At 72.6% G+C, this 15,418-nt stretch carries 15 protein-coding genes; 2 read left to right on the forward strand and 13 right to left on the reverse strand.

From position 1 onward, the window contains the following. Positions 1 to 22: 22 nt before the first annotated feature. Both AC1UE4_RS21560 and AC1UE4_RS21565 read left to right on the forward strand, forming a co-directional pair. Positions 23 to 5,356, forward strand: a complete 5,334-nt coding sequence (locus AC1UE4_RS21560) for a hypothetical protein (protein WP_482919391.1) — start codon at positions 23 to 25, stop codon at positions 5,354 to 5,356. A 20-nt stretch (positions 5,357 to 5,376) separates the two neighbouring features. Beyond that, on the forward strand, positions 5,377 to 5,778 hold the full coding sequence (locus AC1UE4_RS21565; protein WP_482919392.1) for a cupin domain-containing protein: 402 nt from the start codon (positions 5,377 to 5,379) through the stop codon (positions 5,776 to 5,778). Here AC1UE4_RS21565 and AC1UE4_RS21570 read toward each other — a convergent pair. From AC1UE4_RS21570 to AC1UE4_RS21630, 13 genes are all read right to left on the reverse strand, one after another. Then, the gene (locus AC1UE4_RS21570) at positions 5,775 to 6,419 is read right to left on the reverse strand and encodes a lytic transglycosylase domain-containing protein (protein ID WP_482919393.1); all 645 of its coding nucleotides are present in this window, start codon (positions 6,417 to 6,419) and stop codon (positions 5,775 to 5,777) included. The two genes, AC1UE4_RS21565 and AC1UE4_RS21570, sit on opposite strands and share 4 nt — an antisense overlap. After that, entirely contained in the window at positions 6,416 to 6,868 is a 453-nt protein-coding gene (fliJ, locus tag AC1UE4_RS21575; protein ID WP_482919394.1) for a flagellar export protein FliJ, read from the reverse strand. The genes AC1UE4_RS21570 and fliJ overlap by 4 nt, the downstream gene beginning before the upstream one ends. After that, complete coding sequence (locus tag AC1UE4_RS21580; RefSeq protein WP_482919395.1) at positions 6,868 to 8,361, reverse strand: FliI/YscN family ATPase; 1,494 nt, start codon at positions 8,359 to 8,361, stop codon at positions 6,868 to 6,870. The genes fliJ and AC1UE4_RS21580 overlap by 1 nt, the downstream gene beginning before the upstream one ends. Further along, positions 8,358 to 8,993 carry a FliH/SctL family protein gene (locus AC1UE4_RS21585; RefSeq protein WP_482919396.1) on the reverse strand — a complete coding sequence of 212 codons (636 nt, stop codon included), beginning with the start codon at positions 8,991 to 8,993 and terminating at the stop codon, positions 8,358 to 8,360. Before AC1UE4_RS21585 ends, AC1UE4_RS21580 begins: the two co-directional genes overlap by 4 nt. Continuing rightward, positions 8,993 to 10,075 carry a flagellar motor switch protein FliG gene (fliG, locus tag AC1UE4_RS21590; protein WP_482919397.1) on the reverse strand — a complete coding sequence of 361 codons (1,083 nt, stop codon included), beginning with the start codon at positions 10,073 to 10,075 and terminating at the stop codon, positions 8,993 to 8,995. The genes AC1UE4_RS21585 and fliG overlap by 1 nt, the downstream gene beginning before the upstream one ends. Beyond that, positions 10,072 to 11,586: a flagellar basal-body MS-ring/collar protein FliF gene (gene fliF, locus AC1UE4_RS21595; protein ID WP_482919398.1), complete on the reverse strand. Its 1,515-nt coding sequence runs from the start codon at positions 11,584 to 11,586 to the stop codon at positions 10,072 to 10,074. Before fliF ends, fliG begins: the two co-directional genes overlap by 4 nt. A 39-nt stretch (positions 11,587 to 11,625) precedes the next feature. Continuing rightward, complete coding sequence (gene fliE / locus AC1UE4_RS21600; protein ID WP_482919399.1) at positions 11,626 to 11,982, reverse strand: flagellar hook-basal body complex protein FliE; 357 nt, start codon at positions 11,980 to 11,982, stop codon at positions 11,626 to 11,628. After that, positions 11,982 to 12,428, reverse strand: a complete 447-nt coding sequence (gene flgC, locus AC1UE4_RS21605) for a flagellar basal body rod protein FlgC (protein ID WP_482919400.1) — start codon at positions 12,426 to 12,428, stop codon at positions 11,982 to 11,984. The genes fliE and flgC overlap by 1 nt, the downstream gene beginning before the upstream one ends. After that, complete coding sequence (gene flgB / locus AC1UE4_RS21610) at positions 12,428 to 12,784, reverse strand: flagellar basal body rod protein FlgB (RefSeq protein ID WP_482919401.1); 357 nt, start codon at positions 12,782 to 12,784, stop codon at positions 12,428 to 12,430. Before flgB ends, flgC begins: the two co-directional genes overlap by 1 nt. A gap of 106 nt (positions 12,785 to 12,890) precedes the next feature. Next, a complete protein-coding gene (gene fliT / locus AC1UE4_RS21615) occupies positions 12,891 to 13,214 on the reverse strand; it encodes a flagellar protein FliT (protein ID WP_482919402.1) in 324 nt (107 codons plus the stop codon). Continuing rightward, positions 13,178 to 13,561 carry a flagellar export chaperone FliS gene (gene fliS, locus AC1UE4_RS21620; protein ID WP_482919403.1) on the reverse strand — a complete coding sequence of 128 codons (384 nt, stop codon included), beginning with the start codon at positions 13,559 to 13,561 and terminating at the stop codon, positions 13,178 to 13,180. The genes fliT and fliS overlap by 37 nt, the downstream gene beginning before the upstream one ends. Positions 13,562 to 13,647: 86 nt before the next feature. Beyond that, positions 13,648 to 15,018 (reverse strand): flagellar filament capping protein FliD, encoded by a 1,371-nt coding sequence (gene fliD, locus AC1UE4_RS21625; protein ID WP_482919404.1) that lies wholly within the window; start codon positions 15,016 to 15,018, stop codon positions 13,648 to 13,650. After that, the gene (locus tag AC1UE4_RS21630; RefSeq protein ID WP_482919405.1) at positions 15,015 to 15,362 is read right to left on the reverse strand and encodes a FlaG family protein; all 348 of its coding nucleotides are present in this window, start codon (positions 15,360 to 15,362) and stop codon (positions 15,015 to 15,017) included. The genes fliD and AC1UE4_RS21630 overlap by 4 nt, the downstream gene beginning before the upstream one ends. Between the last annotated feature and the right edge of the window lie 56 nt (positions 15,363 to 15,418).

Below are 15,418 nucleotides of genomic sequence, written 5' to 3' on the forward strand. Positions count from 1 at the left end.
ATCCCGGTCGATGACGGATGCGATGCGCCTCGCGCCCCCGCGATCCATCCTGCTGCTCGTCACGCTCGCCGCCCTGCTGGTGCCGGCGGCGACCGCCCATGCCGTCGTGCCGTCCGCGACGGCGGTGCCGGCGATCAGCGGCACGGCCCGGTCCGGGCAGACGCTGACCACGACGAACGGCACCTGGACGGGCACCGCGCCGATCGGCTACACCCGCCGCTGGGAGCGCTGCGACGTCGACGGCGTCTCGAACTGCACGACGATCCTCGGCGCCAGCGGGTCGACCTACACGCTGACCGATGCCGAGGTCGGTGGGACGGTCAGGGTGATCGTCACCGCGACGAACGTCGACGGCAGCGCCAGCTCGACCTCCGCGGCGTCGCCGGTCGTGGCGCCGAAGTCGCCGCCGGTCAACGCCGTCCTGCCCGCGATCACGGGCCTCGCCCGCGACGCCCAGGCGCTCTCCGTCGACAACGGCACGTGGACGGGCGTCACGCCGATCGCCTACACCCGCCGCTGGCAGCGCTGCGACGCCGACGGGGTGAACTGCGTCCCGCTCACCGCCACCTCGCCCGCGTACACGCTGACCAGCGCCGACGTCGGCTCGACGATCCGCGTCTCGACGACTGCGTCGAACACGGACGGCTCCACGACGGTGCTGAGCGCGCCGACGGCGGTGGTCGACGCGGTCGCGCCCGCGAACTCGTCCCCTCCCACGATCACGGGCACGGTGCGCGAGGGCCAGACGCTCACGAACGCGGTCGTCGGCTCGTGGACCGGGACGACGCCCATCACGTACACGCGACAGTGGGAGCGCTGCGACAGCTCCGGCGCGAACTGCTCGCTCATCCCCGCCGCGACCAACCTGACCTACACGCTGCAGGCGGCCGACGTCGGCGGCACGATCCGCGTCGTCGTCACCGGCACGAACCAGAAGGGCTCGGCCACCGGCACCTCGGTCGTCACGGCGGTCATCGCCCCGAAGGCGCCGCCAACCGCGACCGTCGCTCCGGCGATCAGCGGGTCGAACGTCGACGGCGGCACGCTGGTCGTCTCGGCCGGCACCTGGACCGGCACGCCGACGATCTCCTACACGCGCCGCTGGTACAAGTGCGACTCGGCCGGCGCGAGCTGCGCCGCGACGACGAGCGCCGGGACCACGCTGGTGCTCACCGCGGCGGACGTCGGCTCCACCTTCCGCGTCGAGACGACGGCGACGAACCCCGACGGCAGCACCGTCCTCACCACGCCGCAGACCGCCGTGATCCAGCCCGCGCTCCCGAGTGCGACGGTCATCCCGGCGGTGAGCGGCACGACCCGCGAGGGCCAGGTCCTCTCGGGCACCACGGGCACGTGGAAGGGCACGCCCGTCATCACGTACGCGTACCAGTGGAACCGCTGCAGCGGCAGCACCTGCACCACGATCGACGGCGCGACGCAGACGAGCTACCGCCTCCAGCCCGAGGACGTCGGCATGACGATCCGCCTCGCGGTGACGGCGACGAACGCCGGCGGCGACACGTCCTCCTGGTCGAACCCGACCGCGACGATCACCGCGGGCGCGCCCGTCAACCTCGTCCTGCCCGACATCACCGCGCCGCTCGTGCGCGACGGGCAGGTCTACTCGTCGAACCTCGGCACGTGGGCCGGCACCGCGCCGCTGACCTACAACCGCCAGTGGGTTCGCTGCGGGACGAACGGCATGCAGTGCTCGCCGATCAGCGGCGCCGTCGACCCGACCTACCAGCTGACGAGCGCCGACGTGGGGCGCACCGTGCGGCTCGAGCTGACCGCCGCGAACGGCCAGGGCACGACGAAGGTCCAGAGCCTCCCGTCCGCGACCGTCGCCGCGGCGCCGCCGAGCGCCGACAACGGGATCACCGTCTCGGGCAACGCGGTCGACGGTCAGCCGCTGGCCGCGGTCGGCACGTGGTCGGGCACCGCGCCGATCACGCTCACCTACCAGTGGGAGCGTTGCGACGCGGTCACGCTGACCTGCGTCTCGATCGCCGGCGCGACGAGCGCGTCGTACGCGCTGACCTCGCTCGACGTGGGCTCACGCGTGCGCGTGCGCGTGGGCGCGACCAACGTCGCGGGCGGCGGTGCGGCGACGAGCGATCCGACGGCGATCATCGGCGTGACGCCGCCGACCGCTCCGGGCTCGCTGACGATCACCGGCGCCGCGGTCGAAGGCCAGACGCTGGCGCCCGACACCTCCGGGTTCGGCGGCACGCGGCCGCTCGCCTTCACCTACCAGTGGCAGCACTGCGACTCGGGCGGCAACAGCTGCGCCGCGGTCGCGGGCGCGACCGGCGCCACCCGCGTCCTCTCCGGGGCCGACCGCGGCTTCACGATGCGCGTCGTCGTCACGGCGACGAACAGCTCCGGGACCGTCACGAAGACCTCCGCTGCGACCGGCGTCGTCAAGGAGGCGCTGCCGGTCAACACGATCCTGCCGTCCGTCTCGCCGAACACCGGCCTCAAGGACGGCCGCGTGCTGACCGTCACCGACGGCGCGTGGACTGGCTCGACGCCGATGACGTTCGCGTACCAGTGGCTGCGCTGCGAGACCTCGGGCTCGCAGTGCATCGCGATCCCCGGCGCGACCGAGTCGACCTTCCGCCTCACCACCGACCAGGTCGGCTTCACCGTGCGCGCGACCGTCACCGCCGTCAACGGCGCCGGCGCGACGGCGGCGACGTCGCTGGCGACCGGCACCGTTCTGACGAACCCGCCCGCGAACACCGTGGCGCCGTCGATCCTCGGCGACACGAAGGACGGGTCGGAGCTGCGCGCGCTCGACGGCGAGTGGATCGGCCTGGTGCCGTTCGTGACGGCGTACCAATGGTGGCGCTGCGACGCCGCGGGCGAGAACTGCGGCGCGATCGACGGCCAGACCTCGTCGACCTACCAGCTCGCCCCGGAGGACGTCGGCCTCACGCTGCGCATCCAGGTGTTCCAGACGAACATCGGCGGCACCTCCTCGGTGACCTCGGCGCCGACCGACCCGATCCGCGCCGGCGCGCCGGTGAACTTGACGCCGCCGGAGATCACCGGGCCGGTCGCCGTGACGAAGCTCATCACCGCGACGAGGGGCACCTGGGCCGGCACGCCCGACCTGTACGCGACCTACCAGTGGCTGCGCTGCGACACCGCGGGCGACAACTGCATCGACATCCCCGACGCGACGCAGGTCTCCTACCGGCTCACGATGGACGACGACGGCTGGACCGTGCGTGTGCGCGTGACGATGGAGAACGCCGTCGGGTCGGTCGCCGTGCTGTCGGCGCAGACGCCGATCGTCTCCGACGACCCGCCGACGGTGGGGGCGCCGCCGGAGATAACCGCGGGCGGCCTGATCGCCGACACGACGCTGCTGACCGCGAGCTCCGGGACGTGGACCGGCGCGATGCCGATCGACTACGCGTACCGCTGGCAGCGCTGCGATCAGCTCATGCTGAGCTGCACCGACATCAGCGGCGCGAACTACCCGGCGTACCGGCTGACGAAGGACGACGTCGGCAAGCGCGTCGTCGTGAAGGTCACCGCGACGAACGCCGTCGACGTCCGCGTCGCGACCTCCGAGCCGACACCCGCGGTGCTGCCCGAGCCGCCGTCCGTCGTCGCCCAGCCGACCGTCACCGTGACGGGCGCCGTGCGCGACGGCTCGAAGCTCACCGCGCTGCAGGGCACGTGGAAGGGCGCGCAGCCGATCCAGCTGTCGACGACGTGGGTCCGCTGCGACACGGCCGGCGCGAACTGCGCGGTCATCCCGGATGCGACGACCACCTCGTACACGCTCTCCTCGGCCGACGTCGGCAAGCGCGTCCGCGCCCGCGTGACCGCGCGCAACTCGGCGACGACCATCTTCGCCGACTCCGAGCCGACGGCGGTCGTCGCGCCGCTGGCGCCGAGCTCGAGTGCGCGCACGACGATCGCCATGCTCGACGGCGCCGCGAAGGTCGGCGCGCGGCTGAAGTCGGTTCCGCCCGCCTTCAGCGGCAGTACCCCGATGCAGGTCACGACGCAGTGGCAGCGCTGCGTCGGCTCCACCACGTCGGCGTGCGTCGACGTGCCGGGCGCGAACGGCCAGGAGTACCGGCTGACCGAGGGCGACGTGGGCAAGCGCGTGCGCGTGCTCGTCACCGCCGCGAACGTCGGCGGCACGGTCACGAGCGACAGCACCCCGACGACGGCCGTTCCCGCGGTCACGCCGGAGAGCACGGCGCTCCCCGTCGTGACGGGCGGCCCGGCACGCGACGGCGCGACGCTGCAGGCCAGCCTCGGGTCGTGGACCGGCAGCGCGCCGATCGCCTACACGTACCAGTGGGAGCGCTGCACGCAGCCCGGAGCGACGAGCTGCACGCGCATCACCGGCGCCAGCCGCGACAAGTACACGCTGACCACGACCGACGTCGGCAAGTTCATCCGCATCTCCGTCACCGCGGCGAACGCGGGCGGCAAGGCGACCGCCGTCAGCGCGACGACCGAGGCGATCGACGCGGCCGCGCCCGTGAGCACCGCACCGCCAACGGTCTCCGCCAAGGGGACGCTGCGCGCGGGCGTGACGATGCTCTCGACGCCCGGCAAGTGGTCCGGCTCGACGCCGCTGAAGTACGAGACGCGCTGGCAGTCGTGCGACGAGAAGGGCCTCAAGTGCGAGGACATCCCGGACGCCGAGAAGTCCAGCTACGTCCTGAAGCCCGAGGACGTGTCCAACGGCAAGCTGAAGGTGCCGCTGCGCGTCATCGTCCGCGCCTCGAACATCGCCGGCGCGACCGAGGCCCCGAGCGCCGCCTTCGGCGCCCCCGAGCCCCCGAAGCCCGGCACCGCCAAGCCGAAGACGAGCACGAAGACGCGGTACGCCGCCCGCATCAGCAAGGCGCGCATCTCCGCCGCCGGACTGCTCAACATCTCCTTCAGCTGCTCGAAGAAGTCGAAGGGCGCCTGCGGCGTCATCGGCTCCTTCCGCGGCGGCAAGCTCCGCCACGGCGTCAACGTCGCCCGCGTCAAGAAGGGCAAGACGCTCGTCTTCCCGATCGTCCTCGACGAGGCCGAGAAGAGGTCCCTGAAGGGCAAGTCCCGGCTCGTCCTCGTCTTCCGGGTCGCCGCGCCCGCCGCTCCCACGTACGCCCGCGTCGTCAGGGTCGGCCTGCCGATCCCGAAGGCCTTCGGCGGCGTGGTCAAGGCGACGGCGAAGAAGAAGACGTCCTCGTCCGCGAAGAAGACGACCTCGTCCACCAAGAAGAAGACGTCGACGAAGAAGAAGGCGACGTCGAAGAAGAAGAAGAGGACGTCGAAGAAGAAGAAGCGGTCGACGAAGAAGCGGACTTCGTCGACGACTCGCCGCCGCTAGCGCACCGTAGGATCGCGGGCGTGCCGTTCACGCTCAGGAACCTCAAGGCGGACCTGGAGGACGTCGGACACAACTTCGACGGCGCGCCGGACCTCGAGTTCCGGTTGGCGACCGTGGCGCTCGGGCTCGAGCGATCCGGCCTCGGCTACCAGCGCATCCCGCCCGGCTACCGCTTCCCCTACGGCCACACGCACCGTGAGCAGGAGGAGGTGTACGTGGTCTTGGGCGGCAGCGGGCGGATGAAGCTCGACGACGAGATCGTCGAGCTGAAGGCGTGGGACGCGGTGCGCGTCCCGCCCGGGACGTGGCGCGGCTACGAGGCCGGGCCGGAGGGCCTCGAGATGCTCGTCATCGGCGCGCCCAACCTCGGCGAGTCCCCGCGTGAGGACGTCGAGGGCAAGCGCGACTGGTGGGCCGGCTAGACGATCCCGAACTGGGCCGGGCTCGTCGCGAGCGGCGACGAGAGGGTCGCGGCTCCGGTCGAGCCCTGCGCCCGCAGCTGTTCCGCATAGCCCATGACCTTGCGGACGTACTCCTGCGTCTCGCCGTAGGGCGGGACGCCGCCGAAGCGCTCGACGGCGCCGGGGCCGGCGTTGTACGCGGCCAGCGCCTTCGCCGGATCGCCGCCGAAGCGGTCGAGCTGCTGCTTGAGGTACTTCGCGCCGCCCTCGATCGCCCGGGCGGGATCGAGCGGGTTGGTGACGCCGAGCGACGCGGCCGTCGCGGGCATGAGCTGCGTGAGGCCCATGGCGCCGGCGCTGCTGCGGGCGTTCGGGTTGAAGCCGGACTCCTGCTTGATGAGCGCCTTGAGCAGCGCGGGGTCGAGCCCGTGTCTCGCGGCGGCGGCCTCGATCTCGGCGTTGAAGGGGACGGAGCCGGACGGGCCGCCCGTCGACGCCGCGGTCGCGACGGGCGCCGAGACGCCGGCGGTCAGGCCGGAGCCGGCGGACGCGGAGGCGAGCGCCGTGTCGAAGCCCTGCGGCGCGGCTACCGGCGTGCCGAGCAGCGCGTCCATCTTCGCCTGGATCTCCGCGATCCGCGTGCCGATGGCCTCGACGCTCACGGGCGCTGCCTCCGGCGGTGGCCGCTCGTCGCGAGGTCGTCGAGCATCGCGGCCTCGGCGCGCTGGGCGGCGTCGCGGTGGGCGCGCTGCTGCTTGTCGCGCAGCTTCTCGAGGACCTGCCGCTCGCGGGCGGCGTGCTCGAGCGCGGCGCGGCGGGCGCCGACCTCGGCGTCCTGGCGCTGGAGGTCGAGCTCGGCGGCCTGCGCCTCGCGCTCGGTGCGCTCGAGGAAGGCCTGGTGCGCGAGCATCGCGGCGGCGTTCATCGCCGCTCCGGCCGCACCGCGCTTCGCGTCGCGCGCCCCGAGCAGGCGGTCCTCGGCGGCCGCGCGCGCCGACGAGACGCGCTGGCGCTCGGCCATCGCGGCGGCGAGGTCCTCCTTCGCGCCGTCCTCCGCGCGCTCGCGCAGCTGGCGGACGGGCTCGAGGCGGAACTTGAAGTCGCGCGCCATCAGCTCGGCAGGGACAGGCCGAGCGGCGGGATCGCGCTCGGCGTGGACGGCATGTCGGGCTCGAGGACCGCGGCGAGCTCGGGCCCGTCACCGGACGCATGCATGGGGTCAGACCCCTCCGATGCACGCACGGTGCCTGAACCCGTTGTTGCGGGCGGGGCCGCGACGCCGGCGAGCTGGAGGAGGAGCTGGTCGGCCTCTCCGGTGGAGGAGCCGTCCTCGGCGCGCTGGCGGAGGAAGGACTGGATCGCGTCGCGGAGGGCGATCGCCTGGTCGACGACCGGGTCGGTGCCGTGCTGGTAGGCGCCGATCGCGATCAGGTCCTCCTTGTCGCGGTACGCGGACATGAGCTCGCGGACGATCTGGCCGGCACGCTGCAGCTCCGGCGTGAGGATCTCCGACTGCAGGCGCGAGATCGACTGGAGCACGTCGATGGCCGGGTAGTGCGCCTTGTGCGCGAGCTCGCGCGTGAGGACGACGTGGCCGTCGAGGATGGAGCGGACGGCGTCGGCGACCGGCTCGTTCATGTCGTCGCCGTCGACGAGCACGGTGTAGAGCGCGGTGATCGACCCGTTCGGCGAGGTACCCGAGCGCTCGAGCAGCTCCGGGAGCTTCGCGAACACCGACGGCGTGTAGCCGCGGGTCGTCGGCGGCTCGCCGACCGCGAGGCCGACCTCGCGCTGCGCCATCGCGAAGCGCGTGACCGAGTCCATCATCAGGACGACGTCGTGGCCGCTGTCGCGGAAGTGCTCGGCGACGGCGGTCGCGGTGAACGCCGCCTTCAGGCGCACGAGCGCCGGCTGGTCGGACGTCGCGCAGATGACGACCGAGTGCTGCAGCGCGTCGCCGAGGTCGCGCTCGAGGAACTCGAGGACCTCGCGGCCGCGCTCGCCGACCAGGGCGATGACGTTGACGGTCGCCGACGTCGAGCGGGCGATCATGCCCAGCAGCGACGACTTGCCGACGCCGGAGCCGGCGAAGATGCCGAGGCGCTGGCCGCGGCCGCAGGGGACGAGCGCATCCAGCGCGCGGACGCCGAGCGTGATGCGCTCCGTGATCCGCGGGCGCGACAGCGGGTCCGGCGGCGAGGCGGTCGTCGGGCGGCGCTCGGTGTTCTCCAGCGGGCCCTTGCCGTCCATCGGCCGGCCGAGCCCGTCCAGCACGCGGCCGAGAGCGGCGTCGCCGACCTCGACGCGCAGCTCGCGCCCGGTGGCGGTCACCGACGACCCCGGCCCGATGCCCTCCAAGGCGCCGAGCGGCATGAGCAGCGTCGCGCCGTCGCGGAAGCCGACGACCTCGGCGGGGATGGGCTCGCGCGAGCCGCGGCGGCCGGTGGGGGATCCGACCTCGATGTGGCAGAGCTCGCCGATCTGCGCCTGCAGGCCGGTGGCCTCGACGACGAGGCCGATCAGGTTGCGGACGCGCCCGTGGCGCTGGTGCAGGTCCGCGCTCTCCAGCGCGGCGGTGGCGTGCTCGAGCGTCGCAAGGCTCACGCGTCGCCCTCGCTCAGCGCCTCCAGCAGCGTCTCGCGGGCACGCTCGAGCTGCGTCTCCAGCCGCCCGTCGACCTCGCCGGCAGCGGTGTGCACGATCGCGCCGCCGCGGCCGACGCGCCGCTCGGCCTGCACGTCGAGCTCGCCGATGCCGCCGAGCTGCGCCTGCAGGGAGGGTGCCGCGGAGCGGACGACCTCGAGGTCCTCGGGGTGGACGAGCACGAGGACGCGGTCGCGCTCGATGAGCCGCCGCAGCCCTCCGCGGACGACGTCGATGACCAGCTCGGGACGCGCCTCGATCGCGGCGCCCAGCGCCTTCTCGGCGATCGCCAGCGCCAGCTCGACCGCGCTGCGCTCGACGACCTCGGCGGCCTTCAGCCGCTCCTCGCCCAGCGCCGCCGCGGCGGCCTCCAGCGCGGCCATCGCCGGCGCGACGCGCTCGTCGGCCGCGGCCATGCCCGCGTTGAAGCCGGCGGTGTAGCCCTCCTGCCGCGCGGCGTCGCGGATCCCGTCGGCCTCGCGGCGTGCGGTCTCGAGCACGTCGGCCGCCTGCTGCAGGCGCACGCCCGGCGCGGCCGGCAACGCGTCCGGATCCGGCGTGAGGGGCGTGAACTCGAACGTCGCGCTCGCCACTAGACGACCTCGTCCTCGCCCGCGGCGCGGCCGAGCACGAGCTCCCCGCTCTCCTCGAGGCGACGGATGATCGACACGATGCGGCCCTGCGCCTCCTCGACGACGACGCGGCGCTGCGGTGGCTGGTACTCCATCTCCTCGCGCAGCATCTCCGCGCCGCGCTGGGACATGTTCTGGAGCACCTTCTCCTTGACGTCGCCCGGGACGCCGCGCAGCGCGAGCGCGAGGTCCTTCTGGTCGACCTCGCGGAGCACGAGCTGCACGTGGCGGTCGTCGAGCTTGACGATGTCCTCGAACGTGAAGAGCAGGAGGCGGATCTGCTCGGCGAGATCGGCGTTCGTCTCGGCGAGCCGGTCGAGGATGTTGCGCTCGGTCGGGCGATCCGTGTGGTTGAGGATCTCGGCCAGCGACTTCACGCCGCCCGACGCCGCGTACTCCTGCGTCATGACGCTCGAGACCTTCGCCTTGATGACGCGCTCGACGACGGCGACGACCTCCGGGCTCAGCTCCGCCATGCCCGCGACGCGCGCGGCGACGTCGGCCTGGGTCTCGGGCTCGAGCTCGGACAGCACCTGCGCCGCGAGCGTCGTGTGCAAGTTCGCGATGACGAGCGCGACGGTCTGCGGCGACTCGTTCGAGAGGAAGGCGATGATCTGCTCCGGCGGCGTCTTGCGCAGGAACTCGAACGGGCGGCGCTCCATCGTCGCCGACAGGCGGGCGATGATCTCCGCGGCGCCCTCGGGGCCGAGCGCGCGCTCCAGCGCTTCGCGCGCGAAGGCGACGCCGCCCTCGGCGTACATCTCCATCGCGTCCGCGGTGGCGACCAGCTCGGTCAGCACCGCGGTGCTCTCCGCCGGGTCGACGCTGCGCAGCTTCGCCATCTCCAGCGAGATCGCCTCGATGTCGTCGGACGGCAGCGTCTGCAGGATGTCGGCGGCGGCCTCGGGGCCGAGCGAGATGAGCAGCGTCGCGGCCTTCTGCCGGCCGTTCAGGCTGGCGGCCGCCGCGAGCGGGTCGAGCTCCTCGACCTGCACGAGCTCGGCGCCGGGCTGCTGCCCGATGACGGCGGGAAGCGCGCTCACGCCTCCTCCTGCATCCAGCTGCGGACCTGCTGGGCGACCTTGTGCGGCTCGCGCGAGGCGAGCTCCTCGGCGCGGCGCTTGACGTCGTTCTGCTTGCGGGCCGCGAGCACCGCGGTGCTCGCCTCGGCGGCCTCGAGGGCGGCCAGCGGCTGCGGCGCCGTGATCTCGCGCAGCCACACCGGCTCGCCGAGCGCCTCGCGCTCGCGCTTGCGGATGGCGCGGGTCACGAAGAAGAGGAAGAGCAGCGACGCGAGCCCGAGGCCGACGTACTTCGCCGGGCCGGCGAACGTGTCGACCGGGGAGGCCTTCGGCGCCACCGGCGCCTTGGCGAACGCCACGCGCGAGACGGTGATCTTGTCGCCGCGCGCCGTGTCGATGCCGGCCGCGCTGGCGACGGCCTGCTGCACCTGCGTCGCGACGGCCGGCGGGACCGACTGGTCGAGCACGACGGCCACGGTCTGCTTCTCGACCGAGCCCGGCGCGAACTCCGTGTCGCGCACGGTGCGGCCGACGCCGAACTCGGTGGAGCCCGACTTGCGGTTGTAGTTCGAGTTGCCCGAGCCGCTCGCGCCGCCGGTGTAGCCGGGGACGTTCGAGGCGGTGCCGGCGGCGCCGCCGGCCGCGCCGGCGCTGCCGCCGCGCAGCTTCTCGGTCTCCTTCGTGGTCTTGAGCGCCACGCCCTTGCGGTCGTAGGTCAGCTTGCGCTCGCTCGCCTTGTCGACGTTGAGCGTCGAGGCGACCTGCACGCGGGCCTTGTCGGCCCCGACGGTGCCGGCGAGCAGCGCGGTGAGGCGCGCCTCGAGGTCCTGGTTGTACTTGCCCTCGGCCGCGAGCTTCGTGGTCGCGCCGACGCTCGTGCCGTCCTGGCCGTCCTTCGGCCACAGCAGCTGGCCGCTGCCGTCGGTGATCGTGACCTTGTCGAGCGCGAGGCCCTCGACGCTCGACGAGACGAGCTGCGCCATGCCCCGGATCGAGCCGGGGTCGAGCGCGGACGAGTCGCCGCTGAGCAGGACGGCCGCGGTGGCGGGCTTGCGGTCCTCGGCGAAGAGCTGGTCGTCGGGCAGGACGAGCTGGACCTTGGCGCCGGAGACGCCCTGGACCTGCTCGACCGTGGAGGCGATCTCGCCCTCGAGCGCTCGCTGGTAGTTGACCTGCTGCTGGAAGTCGCTCGTGCCCATCTTCTGCTTGTCGAAGAGCTCGAAGCCGGGCTGGCCCTTCCCGGGCAGGCCCTGCTCGGCGAGCGCGATGCGGGCGCGCGCGCTGTCGGCCGGCAGGACGGCGACGGCGGTGCCGTTGTTCTGCAGCTCGTACTTGACGCCCTGCTCGTCGAGCGCGGACGTGACCTTGCCCGCCTGCGCGGGATCGACGCCGGTCAGCAGCGTCTCGTAGCTCGGGGCGGTGGCGAGCTTGAAGAGCAGGGCGAACACGACGAGCGTGCCGACGAGGCCGGCGACGAGACCGATCTTCGCGCGGGGCGAGGAATCGCGGAGGAGGGGGACGAGTTGGCTCACTTGCGGGGGAGGGCGGGGGAACGGGAACCTGGCGGGGGACTACACCTGCGTACGGAAGATCTCCTGGAAGGACTCGACGCCCTTGTCGCGGAGCTGGGCGGCGAGCTGCATCGCGAGCTGCGCGCGCTCGACGGACATCACGACCTGCGAGACGTCCTCGGCCTTGCCGGTGGCGAGCGCCTGGCTCTGCGCCGCGGCCTCGTCCTGGAGGCCCTGGAGGCTCTGGAGCTGGTCGGAGAGGACGCCGCCGAAGCCGCCGCCGCCGCTGACGCCCGAGGCGCCGTCGACGCCGGCGCCGCCGTCGATGGGGATGCCGCCGTCGGGCGCGCCGACCTGCGGCGCGGCGATGTTCCACTCCGGGCCGGTGGCGGCCGCGAGGATCGCGTCGACCGGCATCAGCGGAGGATGTCCAGGGTCTTGCCGAACATGGACTTCGCCGCCTGGATGGCGGTGACGTTCGCCTCGTAGCCGCGCTGGGCCGAGATGAGGTCGACCATCTCCGTGACCGGGTTGACGTTCGGCATCCGGACGTAGCCCTGCGCATCGGCGTCGGGGTGGCCCGGGTCGTAGACGAGGCGGAAGTCGCTCTGGTCCTCGACGATGCCGGCGACCTGGACGCCGCCGTCCGGGCGGTTCGAGGAGCCGCCCATCGCGGCGTTGAGGACGTTGCCGAAGCTCGAGGAGTCGCTCTGCTGGAGGACGACCTCCTTGCGGCGGTACGGGTTGCCGTCGGCGCCGCGCGTCGAGTTCGCGTTGGCGAGGTTCTCCGCCGTGACGTCCATGCGGAGGCGCTCGGCGGTGAGGCCCGAGCCCGAGGCGTTGATCGCGTCGAAGAGGCCCATCACCGGCCGCCGATCGCGGAGCGCAGGATCGCGTCGCGGGTCTTCATGATCGAGACGAGCGCCTCGTACTCGAGCCCGTTCTGGGCGAGCGCGGTGGCCTCGCGGTCGGTGTCGACGGTCCCGCCGTCGGTGCGGACGGCGCCGTCGGAGCTCTGCTCGACGCTGAAGCCGGTGCGCTTCAGCGCGTCGGCGCCGCCGCCCATGGCCCGCGCGAGCGTCCCGTGGAAGTCGACGTCCTTGCGCTGGTAGCCGGGGACGTTCGCGTTCGCCAGGTTCTCGGCGAGGGCCTTCTGGCGCAGCGATGCGCCGCTGAGGGCCCGCTCGAGGGCGACGTGCGTGATGTCGAACAGGGGCATGGAGGTACGTGAAGTCGTTGACCGGACCTCCATGTCCGTTCACGCCGCCCGATCCCTGGGCGACGCTCGGGTAGATCGGCGTCGCTACGCCGAACTTGAGAGCGAGCTAGAAGGCGGCGTAGGCCTTCACGGCGCGGCTGCGGTTCCCCATGGAGCCGAGCTCGGCGCGCGTCTGGTGCAGCGCGGCGTGGAGAGCGGCCGTCGTGGCCATCTGCAGCGCCGCCGCACGCTCCAGCGCGGGGCGGGCCGAGGGCGCCGGCCGGGCGGGCAGCGAGGCCACGAGGGAGTCGCGCTCGGCGGCCAGCGCGGCGAGCTCGTCGTAGCGCTCGTCGAGCACCATCGCGTGCTCGCGCTCGGCGAGGACGACGAGCGCCGCGTACGGGTCGCCCGGCGTCATGCGGCGGCGGTCGACGGGTCGATCTGGGCCCATGCGTCGCGCAGCTCGCTGAGCAGGTCGACGACGCGGTCGATCTTGTCGGCGTCGCGCTCGATGCGCGCCTCGTTGAGGTAGCGCTGGCAGAAGTGGTAGAGGTCGCGCAGGCTCGTCGCGATCTCGCCGCCCTTCTCGTAGTCCAGCGTGGACAGCAGCTCCGCGATGATCGCCTCGCCGCGCTGCAGCGAGCCGTTGCTGCGCTCGATCTGCTTGTGGCGCATCGCCACCGCCGCCTGCCGGAGGAACCGGGTGGCCCCGTCGTAGAGCAGGACGACGAGCCGCCCGGGCGGGGCGGTGAGGACGTCGTTCGCTTGGTAGGACTGCGGAGCGGCGTACGTGGCCAAGGGGGGACCTCCGGGGAGCAAGGGCGACTGCGTTCAGGTGATCGGGTCTGCGGCGTTTCGCCTTAGCCCGATCGGACGTCCGTCGATCACGACCAGCTCGGCAGCGTGCCGAGCTGGGACGAGACCCACGACGACTGCGACTGCGACTGCGAGAGCGCGGTCTCGAGCGCGGTGAACTGGGCCCGGAGTCGCGTCTCGCGGATGGCCAGCCGGCGGTCGAGGTCCGCGATGCGGTCGTCGTAGTCCTTGCTCTGCGCGTCCGCCGCCGCCTGGCTGCGCGCGAGGTAGCCGGTCGACGCCTTGCCGACGGGATCGATGATCGCCGAGAGCTTCTGGGACAGGCCGTCGACGCCGCTGCCGCCCAGCATCTTCTTGACGGCATCGGGGTTGGCCAGCGCGGCCGTGAGCTTCGCGTCGTCGATGACGAGGTGGCCCGCGAGCGCATCGGCGGTCGGCTTGCCGTCGGACGCCGCCTTCGGCACCGCGATCCCGAGCTCGGCCAGGGTGTCGAGGACGCCGGGTGTGAGGTCGGCGCCACCGACGGCGGAGCGGAGGTCGGACTGGAGCTTCGAGAGGGTGAAGTCGTTGCGCAGCTGGCCGGTCGCGAACTGCGCGTCGGTCGTCGGCGACTTGACCGGCGTCTCGGACAGCTTCGTCCGGACGATGTCGATCGACGCGTTGTACGCCGTGACGAAGGCCTTGAGCTTCTCCTTGACCTTGTCCGTGTCGGCGCTCGGCGGCGTGATCGTCAGCGTCGAGGTGCCGACGCTCTTGAGCGTCAGCTCGATGCCGGGCAGGCCGCCGGGGGTGACGACGCTCTTGGTCGTCTGCTCCTGCGCGATGCCGTTGATCGTGTACGCCGTGTTCTGCGCGGTGACCGTCGAGACCGGGTTCAGCGGCGCGTTCTTGAACTTCGTCGTGATCGCCTCGCCCGCGGTCTTGCCGGTGAGGACGAGGTTGCCGTTGACGATGCCGGCGAACACCGGGACGTTCGACGTGCCGTTGATCTTGTCGACGACGCCCTGCAGGGTCGTGACGCCGGTGAGGTCGACGTCGACCGCCTTGACGGGGTCGACCCCGTCGATGTCGGCGGTCTCGATGTGCATGACGCCGTCCTTCGGCGTGAAGGCGTAGGTGCTCTGCGCGGAGCGGGCGAGCTGCGTGACGTTCACCGTCACGGTGCCGGCCGGGGCCGAGCCGCTGACCCGTGCGGAGACCTTCGTGTCGTCCGAGGAGGTGACCTTCTGCGCCGAGCCCCAGGTGAGCGTCGACTTGAGGTCCTGGACCGCCGTCGTCAGCGCCCGGAGCTGGCGCGCGACGTCCTCGAACGCCGTCTTGCGACCCGTCAGCTGCTTCTGCTGGGTCTGCATCAGCGTCTTCGGCTTGGCCTCGAGGGCCATCAGCTGCGTGATGATCGACTCGGTGTCGAGCCCGGACGCCATGCCGGTGAGGCTCATGCCAGCCACGTCGACGTCTCCTTCATCGCGAGACCGAGCGCCTCGGTCGGCGGGATCCGGCGGATGAGCCGGCCGCTGCCGTCGTAGACCTCGATGCTGAGCGTTCCGACCTCGGTCTTGTCGAAGTGCAGCTCGCGGTCGATCTGCCGTAGCTCCTCGTAGGCGCGCGCAGCGGTCTGCACGGCGCGCAGTGCCTCGTTGGTGAGCTCGTGCCCGTCGGGCTTCCTCTTCTGCTCGGTGGGCGCGACGTCGACCGGCCCGGGTCGCTTGACCGGGAGCGTGTCGGGCGTCGGCGGGGCCGCCGGCGGTGCGGCGGGCGAGCTGTGAACGGGCTCGATGGGCATGGTCCTACGTCCGTTGTTCGGACGTGGGACCTCGAAGGTGATGCGCGGGGGCTCGC

The organism is Parviterribacter kavangonensis, assembly GCF_056863335.1.

What these genes read in the sequence shown, in the direction of transcription:
- AC1UE4_RS21560 (WP_482919391.1), top strand. Translation starts at nt 23, where the DNA reads ATGCGCCTCGCGCCCCCGCGATCCATCCTGCTGCTCGTCACGCTCGCC.
- fliJ (WP_482919394.1), bottom strand. Translation starts at nt 6,868, where the DNA reads ATGGCGCGCGACTTCAAGTTCCGCCTCGAGCCCGTCCGCCAGCTGCGC.
- fliE (WP_482919399.1), bottom strand. Translation starts at nt 11,982, where the DNA reads ATGCCGGTCGACGCGATCCTCGCGGCCGCCACCGGCCCGGAGTGGAAC.
- flgC (WP_482919400.1), bottom strand. Translation starts at nt 12,428, where the DNA reads ATGGGCCTCTTCGACGCGATCAACGCCTCGGGCTCGGGCCTCACCGCC.
- flgB (WP_482919401.1), bottom strand. Translation starts at nt 12,784, where the DNA reads ATGCCCCTGTTCGACATCACGCACGTCGCCCTCGAGCGGGCCCTCAGC.
- fliT (WP_482919402.1), bottom strand. Translation starts at nt 13,214, where the DNA reads ATGGGCCCAGATCGACCCGTCGACCGCCGCCGCATGACGCCGGGCGAC.
- fliD (WP_482919404.1), bottom strand. Translation starts at nt 15,018, where the DNA reads ATGAGCCTCACCGGCATGGCGTCCGGGCTCGACACCGAGTCGATCATC.
- AC1UE4_RS21630 (WP_482919405.1), bottom strand. Translation starts at nt 15,362, where the DNA reads ATGCCCATCGAGCCCGTTCACAGCTCGCCCGCCGCACCGCCGGCGGCC.